The sequence below is a fragment of the Streptomyces sp. NBC_00690 genome (genome assembly GCF_036226685.1).
Classification (GTDB): domain Bacteria; phylum Actinomycetota; class Actinomycetes; order Streptomycetales; family Streptomycetaceae; genus Streptomyces.
In genome coordinates this window covers 1275564-1293095 of the sequence record NZ_CP109009.1, presented here as the reverse complement: position 1 = coordinate 1293095, position 17532 = coordinate 1275564, and the positions used below count along the sequence as shown (strand labels likewise).

Sequence of the window (17532 nt, the reverse complement as noted above, 5' to 3'; positions counted from 1 at the left end):
GTGGGCACGGGTCGAGCGACAGCTGTGACCGCTAGGCGGTGAAGCGTCCGGTGCGTTTGATCGCCGGGTAGTCCGTGGTCGCGCCGTCGAGTTCCAGGGCTCGGACCAGTCGAAGGTGTTCCGGGGTGTTCACCACCCAGCCGATCACCGCGATCGCTTCCTCGTGGGCGTGTTCCACGGTCTCCAGCGTCAGCCGCCGGATGTTGAGTGCGAGCGCGCCCGCGCCCACGGCCTTCGCCCGATCGACGATGTCCGACTCCCATCTGCTCGCGATCAGCACGGTCTGTACACCGGGTACGAGCGCGGCGATCTCCGCCACCGCCTCGTCATGGAACGACGAGACGGTGATCCGGTCGAGCAGGTCGCGACGGCGGATGACCGCGGCGAGCGCGCGGGCTGCCGCCACGTCCTTGATCTCCGCCTGGAGCGGAGCCTGCACGGCGTCGAGCACTTCCTCGAAGACCGGTACCCGTTCGCCCTTCCCCGCGTCCAGTCCGCGCACCTCGGCGAGTGTCTTCTCGGCGATGGGACCGCTTCCGTCGGTCGTGCGGTCCACGTCCGCGTCGTGCATGACGACGAGCGCGCCGTCCTTGCTGAGGTGCAGGTCCAGCTCGATCGCGTCCATCCCGGACCGTTCGGCCCGGATGAAGGAGCGCAGGGTGTTCTCCGGCTCCACGCCCATGACCCCGCGATGACCGATGGTGAGGAACGTCAAGATTCTCTCGCTTCCGTCGACGGCGGATTCCGTGCGGCGTCGCCTGACGGCACCGCTCGGCAAGGAGGCAGCCTAGTAGCCGGACGGGGTCGGGCAATGGTGCCCGCACGGTCGGGTGAAGTGGTCTGTCGGTGTGCTTCGTGGTCCCCTGGAAGAAGGAGTGTCCCCCGTCCGTGGGCGCGTCCTCCGGGAGCTTGACGCCGGACGGTGGCCGGGGCGCGACGGGACGTCCGAAAGTCGTGCCTGGCGGCTGGCGAGAAGGGAGCGATGGCGTGACGGGATGCCGACTCGATGCGGAGCATGAATAGCGGAAGACATCGCGGGTAGCTTCCTTCACCGGAAACCTTCCGGTGATCATGGGTAGTTGCAGGATATTTTGCTAGATGCCACTTGTCCGGAAGAAGGTTAAATGGATACGGTGTCTTGACGCGAGGTTCTCCCGTGGAGGAAGTGACATGACGGAAATTCTTGTGCAGGACGCTGTTGTAGCGGCCATATCCATTGCCGACCGGGTGGTGGACCACCCGGCTTGGCCCCGGCTCAAGAATGCCGTCGAGGAGATCCGAGGCTGGCAGTCCAAGGACGGCTCGATCGACCTCGACGCCGACGACGCACCGACCCGCGCCGGCGCCGAGACCGTGCTCGGCCAGGTCGCCGATGCGGTCGAGGAACTCTCCCCCCTCCTTCCGCACGACGCCGAATATCACCGCGCGCTCGTAGCGGATCTGCGCAAGTGGGCCGACGGCGCCTTCGGCGTGCCGGACTTCCTCGACTCCCTCCTCGCCTTCCAGCCCGCCGCTTCACGTGCGGACGGCCTCCAGCACCTGGTGGTCTTCCCGATGTACACGCAGAACGGCAATCCGGACCGCAATCTCGAAGCGGTCGTGCTGCGCATGGTCTGGCCCGAGTGGCTCGCCGAACTGGAGCGGACGCGGTACGACAACCCCCTCTTCTGCGGCATCACCTTCGAAGACTTCACCTCCGGCTACGACACCAACTCCGCGGTGCTCTTCCCGGAGACCATCGCCGTCCGCGAGGCTCCCGAACGCTTCACCTGGGGCGGTATCTTCTGTGACCGCGAGGCCGCGCGCTTCCGCGCCGTCACCACCGCCGCCGTCGACATCCTCGGCCTCGAACTCCCCGCGGACATCGAGGAGATGGTGGAGGACCAGCAGCGCTGCCAAGAGGCGTTCGTCCTGTGGGACATGGTCCACGATCGCACCCACAGCCATGGAGACCTGCCGTTCGACCCGTTCATGATCAAGCAGCGGCAGCCGTTTTGGATGTACGGGCTGGAGGAGCTGCGCTGCGACCTCACGGCCTTCAAGGAGGCCGTGCACCTGGAGGCCGACGGTGTCGCGCAGGGGCGGGACGTCCAGTACGCCGTCCTCTTCGACCGCATGTTCCGGTTCCCCGTCACCGGCGAGCGCGTGCGCAACTACGACGGTCTCGGCGGCCAGCTCCTCTTCGCCTACCTCCACAAGCACGACGTGGTGCGTTGGACCGACAACACACTGAAGATCGACTGGGAGCGGGCGCCCCAGGTCACGAACCAGCTCTGCGGCGAGATCGAGCAGCTCTACCGCGACGGCATCGACCGCCCCAAGCTCGTCCACTGGTTCGCGGCGTACGAGCTGGTCTCCACCTACCTCGCCCCGCACCCCGGCTCCCGCTGGGCCAAGGGTCCCGACGCCCTCGACCTGACCCAGCCCCCTCGTAAACTGGTGGACGACGTGCTTCCCGACGAGTTCCCGCTCAGCATGTTCTACGAGGCACTCGCCAAGAAGCTGAAGAACGTGATCGCCTCCACGAAGGGGATCACCGCAGAGCGCACCCGGAACGTCGAAGCCGCTCCCGGGGCAGCCGCGTGAGCATACGTACACAGGAGGCGACGAGTATGACGAACGCAGGCGGTCCGTTGGAAGGTGCCGTCATCGCGGTCGCCGGAGCAGCAGGCCCCGCTGGTCGGGCGACCCTGCTGCGACTGGCCGAGGCCGGGGCGATCGTGGTGGGGTCCGACGCCGACCCGGAGCGCCTGGCCTCCGCGGTCGACGCCGCTCGCTACGCCCACGGCGGAGCGACCGTCACCGGTGACACCGTCGACCTCCTCGATCTCGCCGCCACCCGCGAATGGGCCGACAAGACGGAGAAGGAGTTCGGTCGGATCGACGGACTGGTCCATCTGGTCGGCGGCTGGCGGGGAAGCTCGTCCTTCGCCGCCACCGAATTGGGGGACTGGGACGTCCTGGAGCGACTGCTCATCCGTACCGTCCAGAGCACCAGCCTCGCCTTCCACGACGGACTGCAGCGCAGCGATCGCGGCCGGTACCTACTGATCAGCGCCGCCGGCGCGAGCAGTCCCACGGCGGGCAACGCCGCCTACGCTTCGGCCAAGGCCGCAGCCGAGGCGTGGACGTTGGCACTCGCCGATGCGTTCGGCAAGGCCGGAGGCGACCAGGGCCCCAAGGCCGCAGCCGCCATCCTGGTCGTCAAGGCCCTGGTCCACGACGCGATGCGCGCCGAACGCCCGAACGCGAAGTTCGCGGGCTTCACGGACGTGGCCGAACTGGCCGAATCCATCGCCGGCGTCTGGGACCGGTCGGCCGCAGAAGTGAACGGACAGCGCCTGTGGCTGACGCCCCGACCGTGAAGACCGACGCACGACGCCATCACGACCCCGCGCTCCGTGGCTTCGCCAGCGACAACTACGCGGGGGCGCACCCAGAGGTCCTGGCCGCACTCGCCCTCGCCAACGGCGGCCACCAGGTCTCCTACGGCGAGGACGAGTACACGGACCACCTTCAGCGGCTGATGCACAGCCACTTCGGTTCTACGGCCGAGGCGTTCCCCGTCTTCAACGGCACCGGCGCCAACGTCACCGCCCTCCAGGCGCTGACCGACCGCTGGGGCGCGGTGATCTGTGCCGAGAGCGCACACATCAACGTCGACGAAGGCGGTGCGCCCGAACGCATGGGCGGGCTGAAGCTCCTCACCGTGCCCACGGAGGACGGGAAACTCACCCCCGAGCTCATCGACCGACAGGCATGGGGTTGGGAGGACGAGCACCGTGCGATGCCGCAGGTCGTGTCCATCACCCAGAACACCGAACTGGGCACGGTCTACACGCCCGGTGAGATCCGCGCCATCGTCGAGCACGCTCATGAGCGGGGTATGAAGGTCCATCTCGATGGGGCCCGCATAGCCAATGCCGCCGCCTCGCTGGACGTTCCCATGCGGACGTTCACCAATGCGGTGGGCGTGGACGTGCTGTCCTTCGGTGGTACGAAGAACGGGATGCTGTTCGGGGAGGCGGTCATCGTCCTGAACCCGGACGCCGTCAGCCATATGAAGCACCTTCGCAAGATGTCCATGCAACTCGCCTCGAAGATGCGTTTCGTCTCCGTGCAACTGGAGGCACTGCTCGCCCGTGATCTGTGGCTGCGCAACGCGCGGCACTCCAACTCGATGGCCCAACGGCTGGCGGCCGGAGTGCGCGACGTCGACGGAGTGGAGATCCTCCACCCCGTCCAGGCCAATGCGGTGTTCGCCCGGCTGCCCCATGATGTCAGCCGCCGTTTGCAGCGCCGCTTCCGGTTCTACTTCTGGGACGAGACCGCGGGGGACGTCCGCTGGATGTGTTCCTTCGACACCTCCGAGGACGACGTCGACTCCTTCGTCCAGGCGCTGAAGGAAGAGATGGCGCACTAGCGCCGACCTATGCATGAATATGTGGCCGACCGGAAATGTATTGCATCCGGTCGGCTGCTTGCTTAGGGTCGACGGGCATGAAGCTCATTCAGCAGGACCCGGACATCGCTGCCTATCTGGCGGCGAGCGAGGCCGTCGATCACCAGCACCCGCTGGTGCGGGAGATCGCTGCCGACCTCCGCTCGTCGGTTGCCCACGATGACCCCTCGGCGTACGCCGAGGCCGCCTTCGACTTCGTACGCGATGAAGTGCCGCACTCCCACGACGCCGACGACCCCCGTGTGACCTGGCGCGCCTCTGACGTGCTGAGACTGCGGACGGGTATCTGCTACGCGAAGGCCCACGCCCTGGCGGCGCTCCTCCGGGCCGAAGGCATCCCCACGGCGCTCTGCTACCAGAACCTCGGGGTGATCCACGGCCTGGTCGCCGTACGGATGTCGAACGGGGGTGAATGGGCGCGACAGGATCCGCGCGGCAACAAGCCAGGCGTCGACGCCCGGTTCTCACTCGGCGGGGAGCGACTGGCCTTCACCGTGAACCCAGAGTCCAATGAAGTGGACTATCCGGTACTGTACGCTGAACCGCATCCGGTAGTGCTTCGCGCGCTCACCACCGCAAGCGATCGTGAATCGCTCTGGCTCCACCTCCCCAGAGAACTATGAGGCACTCCGGCATGGCGCTCACCCTTGATGTCTCCCCCGACGTAGCGGCTCTCGCTCCCGGCTTCACCCATCTCGCCATCGAGGCGCACGGCCTGCTGAACGGGCCCAGCGACGACGCGAGTTCGGCCTTGCTGGACGACGCCGCACGCCGGTTGGCCGTACGCCTCGACGGACGCGCCCCGCACGAGGACTCGCACATGATCGCCTGGCGAGCGGCCTACACCGCCTTCGGCGCCAAGCCCTCCCGGACGCGAAATTCCGCCGAGGCCCTGGCGAAGAGGGCTCTCACGGACGGCGGACTCCCTCGCATCAACCGTCTGGTCGACCTCTACAACGCGATCAGCGTGGCCCATCTGATTCCCGTCGGAGGCGAGGACCTCGACCACATCGCGGAAAGGATGCGGCTGGTGCGAGCCACCGGACAGGAAACATTCGCCACGCTCGCGGCCGGCCAAGAGACGGTGGAGCACCCGGAACCGGGCTAGGTCATCTGGCGCGACGACACGGGCGTCACCTGCCGCCGGTGGAACTGGCGGCAAGGGCCCCGCACCCGACTCACGGAGGAGTCGGTCAATGCCGTCTTCCTCCTGGAGTCACTGCCCCCGATGTCCCGCGCGGAACTGGAAGCGGCCGGCGCCGAACTCGTCGAAGCGCTGGAGAAGGTGAGCCCCGGGGTGCGGATCATCGTGCACCCGCCGCACTGACCGGCCGCCTCGTCGAGAGAAACGTTCGACGGTTGCTCAGCGAGCCTCGCGCACCTCGGCCGGAGTCGGCGCCGTCCCCCCGAGGTGCGCCGGGACCCACCAGGTGTCCGAGGCATCCTTGGGGCGCACGGGGTAAGCGCGCTGGGCATCTTCGAGCAGTTCCTGCACCCGCTCGCGCACCCGACGGGTGATCGCACCCGCGTACTGGTCCTTGGGAGCCTCGATGGGCTCGCCCACGCGGATGGTGACGGGGATGTGGCTGCGCCGGAAGTTGCGCGGGCGCCCCTTGGTCCACAGCCGCTGCGTGCCCCAGAGTGCGACCGGGATCAGCGGTACGCCCGCCTCTTGCGCCATGCGGACCGCACCGGACTTGAATGACTTCAAGGTGAACGACTGCGAGATGGTCGCCTCGGGGAACACACCGATGATCTCGCCGGAACGCAGGGATTCAAGGGCCAGCTTGTATGCGGCCTCACCTTGATCGCGGTCCACCGGAATGTGCTTCATTCCGCGCATCAACGGTCCCGACACCTTGTGGCGAAAGACCGCGTCCTTGGCCATGAAGCGGACCAGCCGCTTCTGGGGGAGCGCGGTGAGCCCGGCGAAGATGAAGTCCAGATAGCTGATGTGGTTGCTGACCAGAACGGCACCGCCCGTGCGGGGGATGTTCTGGGCACCTTGAGTGTCGATCTTCAGGTCGAGTGCCTTGAACAACGTGAGCGCGGCGCCGACGACCGGTCGATAGACCAACTCTGCCATCTGGGGAGGACCCTTCTGTCGTGCCCGGGGAGGGTTCGCCCGGTGGAAGTTACGCAGCCGTAGGTTTTTCGGCACTGTGGCAGATCGTGCCCCATGTGCGTCGCGCTGACCAGTCCTGGAGACTTTGGCGTGCGAGATTCTTGTCACGTCGAACATTTCCGGCCGTACTTGACTGTACTCCCCATGTACAGCGGGGCCGGCGGGCCACCCAAGGAGCTCCACTCGCCCGGCCGGGCGACCTCCCCGCGACTGCCTCGATGGATGTTGACCATCAGCGGAAAACCTTGGCTGAGCTGCTCGACTCTTCCTTTTGATGTCAGGCGGCGGAGTCGCGGGCCCTCGCCGCCCACGGTGAAGGGCTTGCCGCCTTCACGGCCGCTGTGCTCACCGCGTTCGCCATCGGGCCGCAGATGCCGATTTTGGGATGGGCGAACACCTTTTTGAGTTGGCGAGTTTTCGCCCCAGAAGGGCGACCGGGTTCCGGGTGCCCGATGAACATCCAGAGGGCCCGATTGATGACCTTCACCAAGGGGGAAGTGACGCTCTTCGCACCCCGACTCGATGGAATCCGGACCAGGCAGGTGCGCCGCCCTTCGATGGAACCCGGCGCGGCTGGTCTGCCCTTTTGTGTCTGGCCGCCGGATCCCGAGCGATGCGGCGAACGTACGGAGTGTCATGCCATGTTCGGGCCATTGGGCGCCGCCGGCACCCCGTTCGGGTCGCGTTGGCAAGGTCACAGTTCTCGGAGCCTGCGCAGCGGGTAGGTTAAGGACCGTACTGGTGAGTAACGTTTGACTCGGGGTGTGCCCGTCTCGACCGGACACTTCCAGTTCGGGGTCGAGGGCTGCCGAGGAGGTAGTCGCTCGTCCGACGTCAAGACCGCTCGGCAGAAGCCGTTTCAGTAGGAGGTTTGGTTGTGAGTTTGCGGATTGTGGTGTGTGTGAAGTATGTGCCGGATGCTTCGGGTGATCGGGGGTTTGGTGAGGATTTGGTGGTGGATCGTGTGGGTGTGGATGGGTTGTTGTCGGAGTTGGATGAGTATGCGGTGGAGCAGGCGTTGCGGTTGGCGGAGGGGGTGGATGGGGCTGAGGTGACGGTGTTGACGGTGGGTCCTGAGGATGCTCGGGATGCGGTGCGGAAGGCGTTGTCGATGGGGGTGGATCGTGGGGTGCATGTGGAGGATGAGGGGGTGCGTGGGTCGGATGTGATGGGGACGTCGTTGGTGGTTGCGGCGGCGGTGGAGAAGGTGGGGTTCGATTTGGTGGTGTGTGGGATGGCGTCGACGGATGGGGTGATGGGGGTGTTGCCGGCGTTGTTGGCTGAGCGGTTGGGGGTGGCTCAGGTGACGTTGTTGTCCGAGGTGTCGTTGGTGGACGGTGTGGTGGTGGGGCGTCGTGATGGTGATGCGGCGTCGTTGGTGTTGGAAGCACCCCTACCGGCGGTGGTGTCGGTGACCGACCAGTCGGGCGAAGCACGCTACCCGTCGTTCAAGGGGATCATGGCGGCGAAGAAGAAGCCGGTCACCACCTGGGATCTAGACGATCTGGGCCTGGACGCCGAACAGGTCGGCCACACCGGAGCATGGACAACCGTGGACGACGTCACCGCACGACCCGCCCGCAGCGCGGGAACCATCGTCAAGGACGAAGGCGAAGGCGGCCGACAGATCGCCGACTACCTCGCCACCCACAAATTCATCTAACCCACCCCACACCACACCCCGCCCCGCCACACCACGTCGCCCCGCCCCATGTCGCCCCGCGTCGCGTCGCGCCCCGTGCAGGAGTTGAAGGAAACCCATGGCTAACGTCCTCGTCTACGTCGACCACCACGAAGGCACCGTCCGCAAACCCACCCTCGAACTCCTCACCCTCGCCCGCCAATTCGGCGACCCCATCGCCCTCGTCCTCGGCCCCGGCGCCGAAAACACCCACACCACCCTCGCCGAATACGGCGCCACCCACATCTACACCCACAACACCCCCGAATACACCCAACACCACACCACCCCCCACACCCACGCCCTCCACACCGCCTACACCGACACCCAACCCACCACCGTCCTCCTCACCTCCACCCCCGACAACAAAGAAATCGCCGCCCGCCTCGCCCTCCGCACCAACTCCGGCCTCATCACCGACGCCACCGACCTCACCCCCACACCCCACGGCCCCCAAACCACCCAAACCGCCTTCGCCGCCACCTACACCACCCAATCCCACACCACCCACGGCACCCCCATCATCACCATCAAACCCAACTCCACCACCCCCCAAACCCACCCCACCACACCCACCCACCACACCCTCAACCCCACACCCACCAAACACCCCACCACCACCATCACCCAACACACACCCCGCACCACCACCGGACGCCCCGAACTCACCGAAGCCACCATCATCGTCTCCGGCGGACGCGGACTCGCCTCCCAAGAAAACTTCCACCTCATCGAAACCCTCGCCGACACCCTCGGAGCAGCCGTCGGCGCCTCCCGCGCCGCCGTCGACGCCGGCTGGTACCCCCACACCCACCAAATCGGCCAAACCGGCAAAACCGTCTCCCCCCACCTCTACATCGCCACCGGCATCTCCGGCGCCATCCAACACCGCGCCGGCATGCAAACCTCCAAAACCATCATCGCCATCAACAAAGACCCCGAAGCGCCCATCTTCGACCTCGCCGACTACGGCATCATCGGCGACCTCTTCACCGTCATCCCCCAACTCACCACCCACATCAACAACCACAAAAACTAACTAAGAAGATGGATCTTGAGATCCTCTGGCGTGCCCCCGGGGTGCATGGTTCCCAGCCTGCGGCCCTGGGGGTTTCTGTGGTGGTTCGATACTCGATGGACGTTGACGGAAGTCAAGATCGCCGACTAGCTTCGCGATACGGATAGAACATTCCGTTCAACGGAAAGGTCGGGGTCATGTCGGAGGAGAGCCTGGAACAGGCGGTGACGAGCCTCGACGGCGCAGTCTCCCGGGAGATCGGTGAGCTCCTCGGGCCGGTCGACGCCGAGCTGGCGCGGAGGTATCCAGGCGACCCCGGCACCCGCCAGCCCGTGCACACCGTCTATGTCCCCGCCGATCTCTTCGCCGCCGAAACGATTCGCACCTGGGGTGACCGGGCGCTGGCCGCCTTGGACGAGCATGCGCCGGACGCTGCCTCCTTCGCCGCGGTGCTCGGGCTGTCCGACGGTCTCGCCGAATCCGTCCACGATCGGGTTCGTGCACGACTGGCACACGAGCCCGTCGATGATCTGCGGGTCGATTTCGAAGACGGCTACGGCCTACGCTCCGATGCCGAAGAGGACGCAGCGGCCGTACGCGTCGCCCGGCTGATCTCGGATGCGTACCGGAAGGGCACCGCCGCCGCGCAGATGGGCATCCGGATGAAGTGTCTGGAAGCAGCCGTGCGCGAGCGGAGCATCCGCACCCTCGATGTCTTCCTCACCACGCTGGTGCACGGCGGCGGACTGCCCGACGGCCTCGTCCTCACCCTCCCCAAGGTCACCTATGCCGAGCAGGTCAGTGCGTTCGTTCGGCTCCTCGAAGCCTTCGAGCGCACTCATGCCCTGCCCGCGGGGCGACTCACCTTCGAGATCCAGATCGAGACCAGTCAGGCGATCCTCGGCTCGGACGGTACGGCCACCGTCGCCAGGATGATCGGCGCCGCCGACGGACGCGCCACCGGACTGCACTACGGCACCTTCGACTACAGCGCGGGTCTCGGCGTCAGCGCCGCGCACCAGGCGAGTGACCATCCCGCCGCCGACCACGCCAAGGCCGTCATGCAGGTGGCCGCTGCCGGCACGGGCGTGCGGGTTTCCGATGGTTCCACCAATGTGCTGCCGGTCGGCCCCAGCGCCCAGGTGCACGATGCCTGGAGGTTGCACTACCGGCTCACCCGTAGGGCGCTGGCGCGTGCGTACTACCAGGGCTGGGACATGCACCCCGGGCACCTGCCCACGCGCTTCGCGGCCGTCTTCGCCTTCTACCGGGAGGGTTTCGAGCAGGCCGCCAACAGGCTCGCGGCCTATGTCGACCGGATCGGTGGCGATGTGATGGACGAGCCGGCCACCGCCAAGGCGCTCAGCGCGTACTTGCTGAGGGGGGTCGACTGCGGGGCCCTTGACCTGGCCGAGGTCATCGAGCGGACCGGGCTCTCGCGCAGGGAACTCGATGGCTTCGCCGCGCGGGGGCGTTGAGCAGCACGGGGCTCCCGCGGCTCAGACCGAGGCCGGAGGGAGTTCGCCCGAGCCCCGGGGTATGAGCGCGGTCCGCAGTGTCACCTGGGTCGGTGTGTCGTCGGCGCCGTCCAGCCGGCGGAACAGCCGTTCCGCGGCGGTGCGTCCCAGCGCCGCTGCGTCCTGGGCGATCACGGTGATCCCCAGTAGATCCGCCAACTCGATGTCGTCGAACCCGACCAGAGCGATCTGTCGTTGGTGGTCCGCCAGTGTACGAACGGCGGTCACCGTCACCCGGTTGTTCCCGGCGAACAGCGCCGTGACCGGCTCCGGCCCGGTCACCATGCCGGTGACGGCGTCGCGCACGACATCGGGGGCGGTGGATCCAAGCGTCATCCACGAGTCGTGCACGGGCAGTTCGGCGTCCTCCATGGCCGCCCGGTAGCCGCGCAGCCTCTCGGTGGCCGTGTGGATGCGCGGTTGGTCACCGACGAACCCGATGCGGCGATGGCCGTGGGCGATGAGGTGGGCCACGCCGGTCCGGGCGCCGCCGTAGCTGTCGGACAGGACGACGTCCGCGTCGATCTGGCCGGCGGGACGGTCGACGAACACCGTTGCGACGCCTGCCTTGATCTCGGGCTCCAAGTAGCGGTGGTCGTGTCCCGCAGGAATAACGATCAGTCCGTCCACCCGTCGAGCACAGAGGGCGAGTGCCAACTCCTGTTCCCGTTCGGGGTCTTCGGCGCTCGATCCGTTGATGAGCAAGGCGCCGTGCGCTCGTGCCACTTCCTCCACCGCGCGGCTCAGGGGACCGTAGAAGGGGTCCGCCAAGTCCTCAAGCACCAGACCGATGGAGGCAGTTCGGCCCTTGCGCAGGACACGGGCGCTGTCGTTGCGCCGGAACCCCAGGGAATCGATGGCTTCCTGCACCCGTCGTTCGGTCTCGACGGTGACCCCGGGTTCGCCGTTCACTACGCGCGACACGGTCTTCAGACCGACTCCTGCACGCGCAGCGACGTCCTTCATCGTGGGCCGAATGCCGTAGCGCGGCTCAGGTGATCGGGTCCGTCCTGGCACGCGAGAAAAACGATCGGTACCGGCCACAGTGTGTAGTCCTGTCGTCATACGGTATGTGTGAAGGTGCAGCGCGTCGAGCATAGGGCCTGGACAACGTTGTCAGGGGCACGGAAACTAATCCCACGCCGTACGTCCGACCAGTTCACCGGGGGATGCCACGCAGATGCATACCGACCTTGTCGTCGCGCTGGACATAGGTGGTACCAAGATCGCCGGAGCGCTGGTGGACGGTGAGGGCCGTCTGCTGGTGAGGGTGCAACGTCCCACTCCGGCCCAGGAGGACGCCGAGACGGTGATGAGGACCGTCGAAGCGGTCCTGCACCAACTCGCGCGCTCGCCGCTCTGGGCGCGTTCCACGGCGGTCGGCATCGGCAGTGCGGGCCCGGTGGACGCCCTGGCCGGCACGGTCAGCCCGGTCAATGTGCCGGCATGGCGCGACTTCCCCCTGGTGTCCCGAGTGGGGCGGGTGACCGGCGCGCTACCCGTCCAACTCATGGGCGACGGAGTGGCGATGACGGCCGCGGAGCACTGGCAGGGCGCAGCTCGCGGCCATGACAACGCGCTGTGCATGGTCGTCTCCACCGGAGTCGGCGGGGGACTGATCCTCGGTGGCAGACTGCATCCCGGGCCAACAGGCAACGCTGGGCACATCGGCCACATCAGTGTCGACCTGGACGGCGATCTCTGTCCCTGTGGTGCGCGCGGTTGTGTGGAGCGCATCGCCAGCGGCCCCAACATCGCCCGGCGCGCATTGGAGGCCGGTTGGCAGCCCCGCCCCGACGGTGACCGTTCCGCGGCTGCGGTCGCCGCTGCGGCCAGGGCGGGCGACCCGGTCGCCGTCGCCTCCTTCGTACGAGCCGCCCAGGCCCTCGCTGCTGCGATCGCCGCCACGGCGACGCTCGTCGAGATCGATATCGCCGTCGTGGGCGGTGGAGTGGCCGGGGCGGGCGATGTGCTGTTCAGACCTCTGCGTTGCGCCCTCCGTGACTACGCCACCCTGCGCTTCGTCCAGCGGCTCACGGTTGCGCCCGCACTGACGGGTGCTGACGCCGGTCTCGTAGGGGCCGCAGCCGCCGCCGGGCTGGGCAGTCGAGGGGGGACGGCGGCGCCCATCGGGGCCTGAGGCCGCCTCAGGGGTCCGGTGTCCGCCGAGTGACGGGGTGAACATCGGGGGAGGGCCGGCAGACAACTGCCCAAGGCCCGTGACCGGCCTCTCCGCGGTTCCGAGGAGCCACCGGGGCCGGCCGGCGCGGGCCCCGGTAGCTGCCCCGAGTCTCCGTGGCAGGGTGTGCCGGACATTCGGCTGTCGGCCACAAGAGGGGGAACCGTGATCGCGCGACCCAGAAAGTCGCTGGTCATCGGCTTACCTGCTGGCACGCCTTGCAGGTACCTGACCCAAGTCAGCTTGTTCTTGGCCTGCTTAGCCCTGATGGGCAAGATCCTTCTTCCATTCGTCTCCCATGGGGCAAGGAGCTCCCGGGCTGTCATGGAGTTCAGGGTGTCCCCGGGGCTCGGTCGAATCCCTGCTCCCCAAGTGCTGGTGGCGAGACCCAGCCTTGCCCCACCGGCGCTCGCGAGACCTGAGATGTCCGCGGACAAACCGAGTTGTCCGTAGTCGACCTGCGGTTTCGCCCGTATCGCGAGACGGACAAAGGTAGGGGACCGCACCGTGGAAACGAGTCGTCCACGTGCCGAGGAGGTCCCGTAGTGTCTGCCCTTCGCTCCCGCTTTCCCTCCCACAATTCCGCGTCCCAGCCCGCCAGTTCTCCACTGACCCGGCTCCGCCCCTCACTCATCCGCGCCACTCGCAGCGCGGTGGTTCTGCTCCTCTCCGTGCTGCCGCTCGCCGCCGACGGCACCGCCGTCGCAGCCGACACGACGAACCTCCCCAGCAAGGTCTCGGCCCTGACCTGGAACGTCTGCGGCGCCTGGCGGGGTTGTGTGGAGTGGGACGAGCCCGAGGCGAAGGTCGAGCGGGTGGTGGAGGTCGTTCGCCAAGACCCGACCGTCGCCGTCATCATGCTCCAGGAAGTGTGCCTGGGTCTGCACGCCGAGCCACTCCAACAGCGGCTCGGGGACGGTTGGTTGGTGCGCTTCCGAGCCGCTCCGCACACCGGGCCGGGCGAGAGCCCGAACGGCGTGGTCTCCTGCGACGCTGACCGGCGAGGGCTACCTCCGGGCGACTCGCCGAGCCCGCTACTCGGCGGCGACGAGCAGGGCGGGCAAACCCAGGATCAGCGCGCCCAGATCGGCGGAAGGCGGGATGTCGCTGGAGTGCTCGTCGCCATGAAGAATCTGCCGGGCAGCCAGCTACACCCGGTCAACATGACCTTCGTCCAGGACCCGTCGCAGGGGGCTGCCTGCATCAAGGACACCGGCAACCTGCTGTTCGCCTGTAGCAGCCACTTCATGAATGAGCGGGCGGACCCGGATCGTCGCAGCCGCATCGCGAGCGGTCACAACTACCGAGACCAGTCCTTCTTTCTGCAGGAGCAGGGGTACCGGACCGTCATCGGCGGAGACCTGAACGCTGCACCGGACAGCGGCCCCCTGCAACCGTTGTACGACGGGAACTTCGAGGCGGATTCGACCATGAAGACACCGACCTTCTGGTCGAAGTCGCTCGTCAAGCTCGATCACATCTTCTTCAGCGATCACGGCTGGGACTCGCTCGGGGCCGGCATCTTGTTCCCCGGCGACCTGTCGGACGGGCACTGGCTGAGCGACCACCTGATGCTCAAGGGCTCCGTAGCCCCAACGGGTTGACCCCGACGAGCTGACCCCGCGCCGCTGATCGCGAGAGGAACCCACCCCGATGAGTTGGCCGCGAGAGGCACCGCTGCGAAGCGAACAGACCGTGCAACGCGGTGACCCTGAACCTCACCGACGTGCAACGCAGTGACCGTGAATCGAGAGAGGAAGCTCATGAAATCACATACCCGAATGGTGCTGGTCATCGCCGCAGTCCTGTTGGCCACCGACACCGTCAATTCCACAGCGGCCGTCGCTGAGCCGCCGGCCGCAGTGGAGTACCAGATCGGCACGTTCAACATGGCTGGTGGCAACAAGCACCACGGGTCCAAGGGACCCGAGGCGCCTGAGGCACTGGTGCGCAGCATTCAGGAGCGCGGGCCGGCCTTTGTCGCCGTACAGGAGGGCTGCGCGGACTGGAGCGACCATCTGCGGGCCCGGCTGGGCGGGACGGATGGGAGCCGCGAGCACGCGGTCTTCTTCAACCCGGTGAAAAGGGGCGTCTCGGGACCCGATGGAAGGTTGGGGGACCCTGGTGTTCCGGATGAAGCGCTCGCCGATGCCACATGCGACAAGAAGCCGGTGGCCTTCGGCAACGCCGTGATCGTCCGTACGGACGTCTTCGGGCCGGCTCAGGACCTGCGGGTCGAGGAGCACCCCCTGACGAGTGCGGTGATGCGTCACGCCGTGTCCGAAGGCGGGGAGAAGGCCGGTAGGTACGCCACGAAGGAGCGTCGCGAGATGTTCTGCGTAAGGTCGGAGGCACGGCGGATGGTCGCGTGCTCGGTGCATCTCACGCACGACGACCGTGACCTGCGCATCGCCGAGGCGTCCATGGCCCAGGGCATCCTTCGGGATGCCTATGCGGGATACACCACACTACTGGGGGGTGACTTCAACGACGATCCGCTCTCGGCCACGGCCGATCAGTTCTACGCCCCGGGCTATGAGCGCGGCGCGCAGGGCGAGTTCAAGGAGGTTGACAGCCCGTGCGGAAACGAGGTCAAGCGCGGCTTCACCACCCGGGAACTCTGGTGGCCCTACACCTACTGCCGGTCCGGTGAAGCCACTCTCAACGGTGACAAGATCGACGCGTTGTACGTGCCCCTCTCGGTCGAGGTGAAGTGGGCGGACGCCACGAGCGCACAGCACTCCGACCATGTACCGCTGTGGGCTGGGGTGATGCTCCGGGCATGAGACCGAGCGCGTTCCGATGGGGCACGGGGGCGAGCCGCCCCCGTGCCCCGCTCCGAATGGAGGTACCGGCCCTCAGCCGGCCCTCAGCACTCCGCCCGGCGGGCCGCCCATCGCACTCCAGGACCCCCCTTCCGTCGATCGACGGAAGACGGCCTTGCCATCGGTGCTCACCCGGTATACCTGCCCGCCACCCGCGGTGAACGCCGACCCGGCCTCACCCCAAAGGATCCAGATATTGGGCTTGCCGGTGTACTTCCACAGCCGGCCGGTCTTCGGCGCCTCGCTGAACACCGCGTCGGCGTCGGCGTGGATGCGGTCCGACGGTCCGCCAATGTAGATCCACTTCTTACTGTGGCCGCTCCGCGCGAAGACGCCGGTCCGCTCGGGGTCAAGCCCGTAGAGCTGGGAGTCGCCGACCGCGAACTGAGCGCCCGGCGTACCGGCGAAGACCCAGTCGCCCGGCTTCCCCCGGTACTCACGCAGACCACCGTCGTCGGGGGCGCTGGCGTACAGGCCCGCTCCGCCGCCATAGAGGTGCTCGGCCGGCCCGCCCACCGGCGACCATGCCTTTCCTGGTCCGTTCCACCGATGGATCGCGGAGCGGTCCGCGGCCAGTCGGTAGACATGCGTGCCGCTGATCGCGAACTCGGCGCCCGGTTCACTCACCGGCTGCCAGCTGTCCGGCTTGCCCCCGTAGACGAGTAGACGGCCATCGGGAGTGGTCACGAAGACACCGGCGGGACCCGTCAGGAGGCTCGTGGCCCGGGCGCCGATTCTCGTCCACCCCGAGTCCCGGATCGTCCAGCGGTACACCCCGCCCGGGGCCAGTACATAGACGTCGTCTGCGGGTCCCGCCGAGATGACCGTGGGAACGACTGCCTCCGCGGCGCCGCCCCGGCGCGGGCTGACGGGGGAGGGGCTGGGCGTCTGGGCAGCCGCTTGCGGGGACGAACCGTGCGGCCCCTGCACGGCGATCAGTGTGATGGTGGCGATGGCAGCGGAGAGGGCAGCCGCCGCGAGCCAACGGGAACGACGGGTCTGCGGTAACGACTTGACCAGCGCCACGAGGAGAATCCGCACTCGTCGCCTACCACCTGACGATTCGTCGGTCCGGGGCGGCACTGTCACGCCGCTCGCCCCGACGCCCGGAACCGGACCGGTCGCTTCGCCCGCGTCCGGATCGGCACCGCCGACGACGGGGCCCGCGGGCAAGGCTGTGCTCCCCGCGTCCGGATCGGCACCGCCGTCCCCCGCCGGTGGCCTCTGACCCCCGGTGCTGTCCGGGGCCCTCGCGGCACCGACCGACCCGGCGGAGCCCTCATGCTTCTCACCAGGTAATGGCTCCCCGGCCAGCCCGCCCTTCGCCGCCTCTTCAGCAGCCTCATGGAGGCGGAGCGCCCGCTCCCACAACGGGGCACGTGCCCGGGGGTCGTGGGCCGTCAGATCATGCAGCAGCCGTTGCAGCAAGTGAAGAGGGATGATCTTCTCGCCGGACCGGTAGGTGCTCCAGGTGGTTCTCTTCCCTCCGTACCCTCCGTATCGGTCCTCCAATTCACGGAGGGTCCACATATGTGTCAGCTCGCGCAGGAACCGGGCGAGCGCATTCGCGGCCTCGGTCTCCCCCTTGAGCTCCCCCTGCGCACGTCCAGGTCTGCCCATGGACCGCTCCCCCTCTCGCGGCCGTCGCCCGGTACCTCTGGCAGCGGCCATGACATGCGAGAAGGGTCTCAGCCCAACCCATCGCGCGCCGTGGGTTTGGGCTCT

At 67.5% G+C, this 17532-nt stretch carries 14 protein-coding genes and 1 pseudogene; 11 read left to right on the top strand and 4 right to left on the bottom strand.

Features of this window, described 5'->3' with window-relative positions; translation table 11 throughout:
- Positions 1-31: 31 nt before the first annotated feature.
- Positions 32-715, bottom strand: coding sequence for a glycerophosphodiester phosphodiesterase (locus tag OID54_RS05680; RefSeq protein ID WP_329014849.1), 684 nt, complete (start codon positions 713-715; stop codon positions 32-34).
- Positions 716-1170: 455 nt separating this feature from the next.
- Here OID54_RS05680 and OID54_RS05675 point away from each other — a divergent pair, with 455 nt between their 5' ends.
- The 5 genes and pseudogenes from OID54_RS05675 (at position 1171) to OID54_RS05655 (ending at position 5789) form a co-directional block, all read left to right on the top strand.
- Complete coding sequence (locus OID54_RS05675) at positions 1171-2586, top strand: DUF6421 family protein (protein ID WP_329014847.1); 1416 nt, start codon at positions 1171-1173, stop codon at positions 2584-2586.
- A gap of 26 nt (positions 2587-2612) precedes the next feature.
- Positions 2613-3365 carry an SDR family NAD(P)-dependent oxidoreductase gene (locus OID54_RS05670; RefSeq protein WP_329014844.1) on the top strand — a complete coding sequence of 251 codons (753 nt, stop codon included), beginning with the start codon at positions 2613-2615 and terminating at the stop codon, positions 3363-3365.
- The gene (locus OID54_RS05665) at positions 3344-4423 is read left to right on the top strand and encodes a threonine aldolase family protein (protein WP_329014842.1); all 1080 of its coding nucleotides are present in this window, start codon (positions 3344-3346) and stop codon (positions 4421-4423) included. The genes OID54_RS05670 and OID54_RS05665 overlap by 22 nt, the downstream gene beginning before the upstream one ends.
- A gap of 77 nt (positions 4424-4500) precedes the next feature.
- Positions 4501-5085, top strand: a complete 585-nt coding sequence (locus tag OID54_RS05660; RefSeq protein WP_329014839.1) for a transglutaminase domain-containing protein — start codon at positions 4501-4503, stop codon at positions 5083-5085.
- 11 nt (positions 5086-5096) lie between these two features.
- Positions 5097-5789: pseudogene (locus tag OID54_RS05655) on the top strand (B3/B4 domain-containing protein).
- Positions 5790-5825: 36 nt separating this feature from the next.
- Here OID54_RS05655 and OID54_RS05650 read toward each other — a convergent pair.
- On the bottom strand, positions 5826-6548 hold the full coding sequence (locus OID54_RS05650) for a lysophospholipid acyltransferase family protein (protein ID WP_329014836.1): 723 nt from the start codon (positions 6546-6548) through the stop codon (positions 5826-5828).
- A gap of 916 nt (positions 6549-7464) precedes the next feature.
- Here OID54_RS05650 and OID54_RS05645 point away from each other — a divergent pair.
- From OID54_RS05645 to OID54_RS05635, 3 genes are all read left to right on the top strand, one after another.
- A complete protein-coding gene (locus OID54_RS05645) occupies positions 7465-8250 on the top strand; it encodes an electron transfer flavoprotein subunit beta/FixA family protein (RefSeq protein WP_329014833.1) in 786 nt (261 codons plus the stop codon).
- 97 nt (positions 8251-8347) lie between these two features.
- Positions 8348-9307, top strand: a complete 960-nt coding sequence (locus OID54_RS05640) for an electron transfer flavoprotein subunit alpha/FixB family protein (RefSeq protein WP_329014831.1) — start codon at positions 8348-8350, stop codon at positions 9305-9307.
- Between the two features lie 176 nt (positions 9308-9483).
- A complete protein-coding gene (locus tag OID54_RS05635) occupies positions 9484-10764 on the top strand; it encodes a DUF6986 family protein (protein WP_329014828.1) in 1281 nt (426 codons plus the stop codon).
- Positions 10765-10785: 21 nt separating this feature from the next.
- Here the strand turns inward: OID54_RS05635 and OID54_RS05630 are convergent, their stop codons facing one another.
- Complete coding sequence (locus OID54_RS05630; RefSeq protein WP_329014824.1) at positions 10786-11769, bottom strand: LacI family DNA-binding transcriptional regulator; 984 nt, start codon at positions 11767-11769, stop codon at positions 10786-10788.
- Positions 11770-11983: 214 nt separating this feature from the next.
- Here OID54_RS05630 and OID54_RS05625 point away from each other — a divergent pair, with 214 nt between their 5' ends.
- The 3 genes from OID54_RS05625 to OID54_RS05615 all read left to right on the top strand — a co-directional run bounded on the left by OID54_RS05625 (position 11984) and on the right by OID54_RS05615 (position 15768).
- Entirely contained in the window at positions 11984-12943 is a 960-nt protein-coding gene (locus tag OID54_RS05625) for an ROK family protein (RefSeq protein ID WP_329014821.1), read from the top strand.
- Positions 12944-13527: 584 nt separating this feature from the next.
- Positions 13528-14586, top strand: a complete 1059-nt coding sequence (locus OID54_RS05620; RefSeq protein ID WP_329014819.1) for an endonuclease/exonuclease/phosphatase family protein — start codon at positions 13528-13530, stop codon at positions 14584-14586.
- A 159-nt stretch (positions 14587-14745) separates the two neighbouring features.
- Positions 14746-15768, top strand: coding sequence for an endonuclease/exonuclease/phosphatase family protein (locus OID54_RS05615; protein WP_329014817.1), 1023 nt, complete (start codon positions 14746-14748; stop codon positions 15766-15768).
- Positions 15769-15840: 72 nt separating this feature from the next.
- Here the strand turns inward: OID54_RS05615 and OID54_RS05610 are convergent, their stop codons facing one another.
- The gene (locus tag OID54_RS05610) at positions 15841-17427 is read right to left on the bottom strand and encodes a hypothetical protein (protein ID WP_329014814.1); all 1587 of its coding nucleotides are present in this window, start codon (positions 17425-17427) and stop codon (positions 15841-15843) included.
- Positions 17428-17532: the final 105 nt, after the last annotated feature.